The following is a 7,487-nucleotide window of genomic DNA, read 5'->3' as shown; positions in this document are numbered from 1 at the left end:
CGAAATCGATCTGGCAGCGATGGCTTGGCGACAGGAAGGCGTCGCGCACAGGCGCCGGCAGGGCCGTCTCGGCGCCGATCTCGTGGCGGGCGCGCATGTCGGTGATCTGGTAGCTGCGCCAGCTCCAATGCGCCTCGGCGGGATCCGCGGTGCGGGAACCGTCCGCCTTGAAATGGTAGATGAAGAACAGCCCGTGCTCGTCCGGCAGATAGGGCGAGAGATCAGTGCCTTCAGCGGGGAGGGCGATGTTCATGGCGGCTTCGCCGGTTCTTGATGCAGTCGCGGTCGCGGGGGCGGCCACGGCAAACCTACCATGGCGGTTGCCGCCTAGTGTGACAGTTTGATGACCGGGCTTTCAGCATGCCCCCGCTCGGCAGGGCTGTCCTGTCGTTTGCGCTTGCCGAACGGGTCGTGCAGCCGGCAACGGCCCAGTCAAATGGTAGGTCAGTGAGCCGGCACCGCTATCCCGCTGCCAGCCACTCCCGCGACTGCGCGAAGGTCCTGAAGGATGTTGCGTCCATCGGCCGCCCGAAGGCGTAGCCCTGGAGGATGTCGCAGCCAAGCTCTTTCAGGATGCGCGCATGTTCCATCGTCTCGACGCCTTCCGCCACGACCCCGATGCCGAGCGATTTGCCGATCTCTATGATTGACGACACCAGCCGCCGCTGCGCCGGCGAGCCGGTTATCGGCGTTACGAGCTGCCGGTCGATCTTGAGACGGCGCGGTTGCAGTTTGAGCAGGCTGACGACGGATGCGTAGCCCGTGCCGAAATCGTCGATCTCGATGTCGATTCCGAGTTCCTTGATGTGCTCGATGTTCCAAGCGACAAGGTCGTCGTGCTCGTCGAGAAAGATAGATTCCACGAGCTCGAATGAAACGGTTCCCTTCTTGATCGCCAGCTTGCGCAGGCCGTTGATGAGATCCTTGTCTTCCAGCCTTCGTGCCGAGACATTGACCGAGACGCGCGGGATGTTGAGCCCGTCGAGCGACCAGCGCTGGAAATTCTCCAGCGTTTGTTCGAGGATCGTGCGATCGATGAGCGAGACCACGTTCAATTCCTCGGCCACCTTGAGGAACACGTCGGGGCCGAGGATGCCGCGCTGTGGATGGCGCCAGCGCGACAGCGCTTCGACGCCGACGATCTCGAGCGTGTTGGCGTCGAACTGCGGCTGGTAATAGGCAATGAACTCGTTGCGCTCCAAGCCGCCGAGAATCTCGTCGGCGGTTTGCTTGGTCTTCACGATCTCGCTTTGCAGCTCTTCGTTGAAGAACTCATAGCGGTTGCGCCCTCGGCTCTTGGCTCGGTAGAGCGCGAGGTCGGCATTGACCAGCAACTGCTTGGCATCGATGCCGCTATTGGCCGCAATCCCGATGCTGACCCCAAATCGGCATTGATGGCCCTTATAGTCGACGGGTTGGCGCATCTCTTCGATGATCCGGTCCGCAAGGGCGGCGAGTTCATCGTCCCTGCGTCCGCGGCACACCACGATGAACTCGTCCCCGCCGATGCGCGCCACGAAGTCGGCTGCCCGGACGTTGAGCTTGATGACCTTCGATGCATGAATGAGCATGGCGTCGCCTGCCGCGTGGCCGAGCGTGTCGTTGATCTGCTTGAAGCGGTCGAGGTCGAGATGCAGCAGCGCGGTGCGATCATCGTGCGCCCCGGCGAGCATCTCATCGAGATAACGGCGATTGGGCAGGCCTGTCAGGGAATCATGCAGCGCGACGTGCTCGATCCTAGCCTTGGCGGTCTCGAGCTCGGCATTCTTCGATTCCGACAATTGCCGCTCACGCACCAGATTCTCGTTGAGCAGGACGTCACTGGTCACGTCCCATTCGGCACCGATCATCTTGGGCGTGTCGTCGGCGTCCTGCAGGAAGCCTGCCCGGGTGCGCACATGGCGGACGGCGCCGTCAGGAAGGAGAAGACGGTACTGCGAGGAATAGCGGCCGTGGGTTGCGGCCGCCGTGTCGAAGTCCTTCCTTGCGCGCTCCAGGTCGTCTGGATGAATGGTCAGCGCCCAGTCGTCATAGCCACGCGGCCGGCCGTCAGCCGGCTTGCCATAGATTTCGTTGACGCGATCATCCCACACGAGCTGCGAGGTGGCGAGGTCGTGTTCCCACACGCCGATGCCCGAGGCGTCGAGGGCAAGCTCCAGCCGCTGCGAAAGCCGCCGCAGCTCCGCGTAGTTCTTCTGTCTCTCGCCGAACAACCAGCCGGCTATCAGAATGGGCAACACGACCAGCGCGCCGGCCAGCGCCATCGTTGCCCACAAGGTGGCCTCGTTCTTCGGCGTGGCCGGCCAGCCGTGTTTCGGTATCGCCGACAATTGCCAGGACCCCAGCGGCAGTTCCACTTCGGCCGTCACCGGGGTGCCGTTGACCACGTTCTCGCTGCCGAAGAAGCGCTGGCCGCCGCCGCCCAGCGCGTCCTTGCCTGTCAGGGCGACCTCGATATCGAGGTCCGGGTCGGTGAGGCCGCTTGCGGCAAAGAGCCTGTCGACATCGATGACCGCGGAGAGAATGCCCCAGAAACGGTCACCGCCGCCCACTGTCGGTACGAAAATCGGAATCCTGCCGATGAAGCCTCGGCCGCCCTGGACGAGGTCTACCGGACCCGCCAGGACCAAGGCGCGCTGGTCGCGGGCCCGCAGCGCCGCCATGCGTTGTGCTTCATTCTTGCGGTAGTCGAGTCCGAGCGCCTTTTCGTTGCCTTTCATCGGGTACATCAACGAGATCACAAGGTCGGGCGCGCCGGCAATGTTGCGCAGCTGCGATTTCTCCTTGAACAGGTTCGCGGCGAGCGCCGCAAATCGCTGTTGCCCCATATACGGCTCGGTCGTCACCGCCGAAGCAAGGCCCTGCACCAGCTGCAGGTTGCCGTTTATGTTGCCCTCGAGCTTGGCGCGGATGATGTTGACCTTGGCGAGCACCTCGGCGCGCAACAGTTGGTCGGAGACTTTTCTGTTTTGCTGGTCGACGAAGAGCGCGCAGATCGCAAGCACGAAAACAGCGATTGCCGCCGGCAAGTTGGCGGAAGAGAAAACGGCCGGTCTGATGCGGCCGATATTGAAACCCGTCCAGGTCAATTCGACAGGAATACCTTTCGCGGACAGAAATCCGTCGGTTGAAGCTAGCAGGAAGTGCTTAAATTTAAACTTCCGGCCCGGCTTCAAGTTGCGTCACTGGCAGCTTCGCGGCTTATTTTCAGCCCAAAAACTGGAGCGATGCTTAACGCCGGCTAACTGGCCGCGGCTTCCCGTTTCATCCGGACGAGTCGCGATTTCTATCGCGCCCTGAAAAGATTCTTTCGCGCCCGGGAATAAAGCCCGGGGCTTCCGGGTCTTGGCTGTAGCGGGGCCATCCTCCCAAGGCACGCATCAAGCAACCCGGAAGGAATACGCATATGAACAAGATCGCCCTAACCGCAGTGGCCATCCTCGTTGCCACCGGCAGCGCCTTTGCCGGCAGCGACCACTTCTCCGCGGCCGCCCAGCACGCAGCCGCCGTCGACACCACCACCACTGCTTCCATCGTGAAGCTGGACCGCCACGACATGAAGCCGGCGGCCAAGATCGCTGCGGATGAACCCGGCCAGGGCATCTGGGGTCGCTGAGCTAGGAGTCGAGGCCAAAGGTCTTGACCATGTGCGAGGAAGGCACGCCTCGCTCCGGCTCAACGACCAGACGTCCCGATCTCCCCGGCGCCGGTCGGTCTTCAGTCGGACCGGCCGGCACCGGCTTCCGCAGCCGGCGGAGGGTCGCACCGGGCCCTCCGCCAATCTCTCATACCGCCTGAAACCTGACGCAACCCGCAGCCACTAGAGGAGATTTCTGATGTTCAACATGACACGCCGCATGGTGCTCGGATCAGCCGCCGCCGCTGCCGCCTTCGGCATTGCCGGCAAGCTCGAATTCGCGCCCGCGGCTTACGCCGAAACCCCGGTCGAGCCGCTGGTCGGCTTCTACAAATACAAGGTCGGCTCGCTCGAGGTCACCGCCGTCTATGACGGCATCTGGCGCAAGCCCCACGACCCGGCCTTCATCAAGGACGTGTCGGTCGACGACACCAAGGCGGCGCTCGCCAAGGCAGGATTGACCACAGAGTTCATGCCGATCCCGCTCACCGTCGTGGTGCTCAAGATGAACGGCCGCACCATCATGATGGACGCCGGCTCCGGGGTCGGCCAGTGGCAGGCCAACGCCACGCATCTGCCGGCCAACATGAAGGCCGCCGGCATCGATTACAAGGCGATCGACACTATTCTGATCTCGCATTTCCATCCGGACCATGTCTGGGGCTTGATGGAGAAGGGCACCAACGATCCGGTGTTCCCCGATGCCGAGCTGATCGTCAACGCCACCGAATACAAGTGGTGGACGGATCCGAGCCGCCTCGCCAAGCTGCCCGAGGGCCGCAAGCCGGCGGGCAAGCGCATCGCCGAGAATTTTCCGAAATGGAAGAACTGGAAGCTGGTCGACGACGGCGCGGAAGTGGTGCCCGGCATCCGCCTCATGGCGGCGCCCGGCCATACGCCTGGCCATTCGGTCTACCATGTCGATGCCGGCGCCGAGCAATTCCTCGTCTCGGCCGACACCATGTACGTGCCGGCGCTGCTTGCCCCGCATCCCGAATGGCAGGGCGCCTACGACCAGGACGGGCCGATGGCGATCGCCACGCGGCACCGGATCATCGACCAGGTGATCGCCGGCAATGTCCGCATCTGCGGCTCGCACTTCCCGTTCCCCGGCACCGGCAGCTTCGTCAAGGACGGCAACGCCTACGCCTTCACCCCAACCCAGATCTGAATCGGATCCTGAACAGAAGCGACAACTCCCATGAAACACGCATTTTTTGCGGTGCTCGGCGCCATTGCGGTCTTGACCGCGGCCCCGATCGCAATCGCCGTTCCGGCCTATGCCGTGGACGACATCGAAGGCGCCGATGCGCCCGACCTGACGGCCGTCAAGGCCAAGATCGACGCCAAGGACTATAAAGGCGCGCTGGCCGACCTGCGCGACCTCGCGCAGGACACCCAGCAGGCCGACGTCTACAACCTGCTCGGCTTCACGCTGCGCAAGACCGGCGACTACCAGACCTCACTGACCTACTACACCAAGGCGCTGGAGCTTAAGCCCGACCACAAGGCCGCGCACGAATATCTGGGCGAGCTCTATGTCGAGACCGGCGACATGGCCAAGGCCAACGAGCAGCTCGCCTCGCTGGAGAAGCTGTGCCCGTCGGGCTGCGAGGAGCTTTCCGACCTCAAGCAGGCGATCGACACCAAGGTGACGAAGTAACGTCGCCTTTTTCCTCGCCCCACGAAGTGGGGAGAGGTGGCCGCGAAGCGGCCGGAGAGGGGACCTGGCGCTGACCTCTCCCTTCAGTGCCAACTTTTGGGCGCCACGGCGGTAGCGCCCGAAAACCGGAGCCGGCGTTCCTCTCCCTCGCGCCGGCTCCGACCTTTCAACCTCGAGCGCGCAGGCCCACGCGGACGCGTGACGGCCACCTGTTTCCAAGGATTGGAGCCGATCATGACACCGATCGAACTTGCCGAGAAACTGCACGCCAGGGACGTTGTCCTGCTGGCCGGCCGGCTGCTTCTGTCCCTGATCTTCGTGCATGAGGGACTGCAACTGGCGACGCATTTCGAGGGCGCTCAGAAGGCGATGGCCGCGCTTGGCGTCGGCACGCCGCTGCTCGTCGCCACCATCGCGCTGCAACTCGGCGCCGGCCTGTCGGTGGCGCTCGGCATACTGGCGCGGCTGGGTGCGATCGGGCTCGGCCTGTTCTGCCTGATGACGGCAAGCCTCTTCCACACCAATTTCGCCAGCCAGGACGAACTGCTGCATTTCGAGAAGGATCTCGCCATCGCCGGCGGCATGTTCATCCTGGCGCTCAGCGGGGCGGGCAGGCTGTCGGTGGATCGGGTGCTGACCGGGTTCGCGAAGGGCACCAAGATTGATCCGCCCATCGAGCGGCATCTGTCGGTGGGGGAGACGAGCCTGCTGGTTTGAGTGTTGCCTATGAGGCTCACAACACACTGGTAATCCCGCCGTCCACCAACAGCGTTTGTCCCGTCACGAAGCTGGCTGCGTCCGACGCCAGGAACACCGCCGCGCCAGCCAGTTCCTCGACATCACCCCAGCGCCGCATCGGCGTGCGGCCGGTGAGCCAGGTCGAGAATTTCTCGTCGGCGACGAGAGCGGCGTTCATCTCGGTCTTGAAATAGCCGGGCGCGATCGCGTTGACGCGCACGCCGTGCTGGCCCCATTCGCCGGCCATCGACTTGGTCAGCATGGTGATGGCGCCCTTGCTCGCCGCGTAGGGTGCGATCGAGGGGCGGGCGAGGGCGCTCTGCACCGACGAGACGTTGATGATGACGCCCTTGCGGCGTTGGATCATGCCCTTCACCGCGGCGCGGCTCACCTTGAACACGCCGTCGAGATTGGTCGCCATCAGCGCGTCCCAGTCGGCATCGGAAAAAGTTTCCAGCGGCGCGCGGCGCTGGATGCCGGCATTGTTGATGAGGATGTCGATCGGACCGGCGTCGGCTTCGCTCGCCGCGACGGCCGTGTCGACCGACTGGGTGTCGGTGACGTCGATCACGGATTCCGCGACCGTGTGCCCACGGCCGCGCAGCCGGTCGCCTGCGGCCTTGAGCTCATCGGCCTTGCGGCCGCCGAGCGTGACCCGCGCGCCGGCCGCGGCCAGCGCCTCCGCGAACGCAAGCCCCAGCCCGCGGCTGGCGCCGGTGACGAAGGCATGCCTGCCCTCGAGGCCGAAGAGACGGCCGAGATAATCAGCCGAACGCAATTTGCACCTTCATCGATTGCGATTTGTCGCTGGCGAGCTCGAAGGCCTTTCGCGCCTCGGCGAGCGGCAGCGTGTTGCTGAGCAGCGGCGCGACGTCGATGCGGCCCGAGCCGATTAGGTCGACCGCAAGCGCGAATTCCGTGTCGAAGCGGAAGCTGCCCTTCACCTGGATTTCCTTCGTGACGATGACCGACATGGAAAGCTCCGCCGTCGCGCCCTGGCCGACGGCCACCAGCGTGCCGCGCGGCTTGATGACAGGCAAGGCGCTGGCGACCGTCGCGCCCTGGCCGGCGGCCTCGAAGACGACGTCGAAATACCCCTTGTTGGCGGCGTAGCCGTCCATCGCCTCGGCATGTGTGGCGACATTGATCGTGCGGTCGGCACCAATCTTGGCGGCGTATTGCAGCGGTCTGTCCTGCACATCGGTGACGACGACTTCGCGCGCGCCGGCAAAGCGCGCGGCGAGCACCAGCAGCGTGCCGATCGGTCCGGCGCCCATGATCAGCATGCGGCTGCCATAGACCGGCGCCTGGGCGACGGCATGCAGCGTCACGGCAAGAGGCTCGGCGAAGGCGCCGGCGGGTGGGTCGGAGCCCGGCGCCAGAGGCACGGCGTTTTCGGCGCGGCCGACGAGATGTTCGGCAAAGCCGCCCTGCACATGCGGCATGCGC

The 7,487-nt window shown here is 64.5% G+C and carries 7 protein-coding genes and 1 pseudogene; 4 read left to right on the top strand and 4 right to left on the bottom strand.

Going from position 1 to position 7,487, the window contains the following annotated elements:
- Nucleotides 1-253: pseudogene (locus tag EOA23_RS29355) on the bottom strand (magnesium transporter CorA); the annotation flags it as partial.
- 208 nt (nt 254-461) lie between these two features.
- Complete coding sequence (locus EOA23_RS29350) at nt 462-3,059, bottom strand: EAL domain-containing protein (RefSeq protein WP_189341748.1); 2,598 nt, start codon at nt 3,057-3,059, stop codon at nt 462-464.
- A gap of 347 nt (nt 3,060-3,406) precedes the next feature.
- On the opposite strand from EOA23_RS29350, the gene EOA23_RS29345 reads away from it, so the two are divergent.
- The 4 genes from EOA23_RS29345 (at nt 3,407) to EOA23_RS29330 (ending at nt 6,017) form a co-directional block, all read left to right on the top strand.
- Complete coding sequence (locus EOA23_RS29345; RefSeq protein ID WP_127306707.1) at nt 3,407-3,616, top strand: DUF680 domain-containing protein; 210 nt, start codon at nt 3,407-3,409, stop codon at nt 3,614-3,616.
- Between the two features lie 220 nt (nt 3,617-3,836).
- Complete coding sequence (locus EOA23_RS29340; protein WP_127306706.1) at nt 3,837-4,808, top strand: MBL fold metallo-hydrolase; 972 nt, start codon at nt 3,837-3,839, stop codon at nt 4,806-4,808.
- A gap of 30 nt (nt 4,809-4,838) precedes the next feature.
- Nucleotides 4,839-5,300, top strand: a complete 462-nt coding sequence (locus tag EOA23_RS29335) for a tetratricopeptide repeat protein (RefSeq protein WP_127306705.1) — start codon at nt 4,839-4,841, stop codon at nt 5,298-5,300.
- Between the two features lie 234 nt (nt 5,301-5,534).
- Nucleotides 5,535-6,017, top strand: coding sequence for a DoxX family protein (locus EOA23_RS29330; protein WP_127306704.1), 483 nt, complete (start codon nt 5,535-5,537; stop codon nt 6,015-6,017).
- 16 nt (nt 6,018-6,033) lie between these two features.
- Here EOA23_RS29330 and EOA23_RS29325 read toward each other — a convergent pair whose 3' ends face one another.
- On the bottom strand, nt 6,034-6,816 hold the full coding sequence (locus tag EOA23_RS29325; protein WP_127306703.1) for a glucose 1-dehydrogenase: 783 nt from the start codon (nt 6,814-6,816) through the stop codon (nt 6,034-6,036).
- The coding region (locus EOA23_RS29320; protein ID WP_127306702.1) for a zinc-binding dehydrogenase at nt 6,803-7,487 on the bottom strand (685 nt) is incomplete at its 5' end. The genes EOA23_RS29325 and EOA23_RS29320, both read right to left, overlap by 14 nt.

Source organism: Mesorhizobium sp. M2A.F.Ca.ET.042.01.1.1 (genome assembly GCF_003997405.1).
GTDB lineage: Bacteria > Pseudomonadota > Alphaproteobacteria > Rhizobiales > Rhizobiaceae > Mesorhizobium.
This window is presented reverse-complemented; position numbering and strand designations above follow the sequence as displayed.

Coding starts and splice junctions, on each gene's coding strand:
- EOA23_RS29340 (WP_127306706.1), top strand. CDS start 3,837: ATGTTCAACATGACACGCCGCATGGTGCTCGGATCAGCCGCCGCCGCT.
- EOA23_RS29345 (WP_127306707.1), top strand. CDS start 3,407: ATGAACAAGATCGCCCTAACCGCAGTGGCCATCCTCGTTGCCACCGGC.
- EOA23_RS29335 (WP_127306705.1), top strand. CDS start 4,839: ATGAAACACGCATTTTTTGCGGTGCTCGGCGCCATTGCGGTCTTGACC.
- EOA23_RS29330 (WP_127306704.1), top strand. CDS start 5,535: ATGACACCGATCGAACTTGCCGAGAAACTGCACGCCAGGGACGTTGTC.